1 pseudogene is annotated in these 670 nt (G+C 69.7%); it reads right to left on the bottom strand.

The features are described from left to right. Positions 1–670: pseudogene (locus AC1DWF_RS35120) on the bottom strand (hypothetical protein); the annotation flags it as partial.

Here is a 670-nt window from a genome sequence, read left to right as displayed (position 1 = left end):
GCAGCGTGCCGATGGCGAAGATCATCACGAAGGTGATCTGCAGCCCCTCGCGATTGCGGTCGATCGCCTGGTAGGCGGTCACCGCCGCCTCGGTGCGTTGCATATGCTCCAGCACGGAGGAATCGACGGGGCGGCCGATCATGAGCTGCAGCCCCGATGTCGGCGTCAGGGCGATCACGGCCCGGACCCGATTCTCCTCCTCCACGGCGATGACCGCGACCTCGCCATTCGTGGCCAACTCCATCGCCCAGTCCGGCGGGGGCGAGAGCTGGAAGGCCGAGCTGATGCCGGCATGGGCCACGATCCGGCCCAGGAGCGGCTCGAAGACCACGGCCTCCGTCAGGCCCCGCGCGCTGGCCTGCGTCGCCAGCACGCGCGCGAAGGCAAGGCTCTGGTCGGGCAGCAGCACCACGGCACGGTTGAGGTCGTTCGCCATGGCCAGCGCGTCGGCGCGGATGTTGTTCTGGTGCTCCTCGAAATAGGCGCGGCTGGCGGCGAGGGACGCTTCCAGCGCCGTGCGCACGCGGTCGCTGAACCAGGCCTGGATGCCCAGGTTGAAGAAGGCGACCGAGAAGGCGGCCAGCGTGATCGACGGCACGATGGCGACGACGGAGAAGAGCAGAACCAGCCGCGTGTGCAGCCGCGATCCCGCCGAGCCGCGCCGCCGCTC

The organism is Aminobacter sp. P4_D5 (assembly GCF_056401815.1).
The sequence above is the reverse complement of the archived record's forward strand: the minus strand, read 5'-3'. Positions and strand labels throughout refer to the sequence as shown.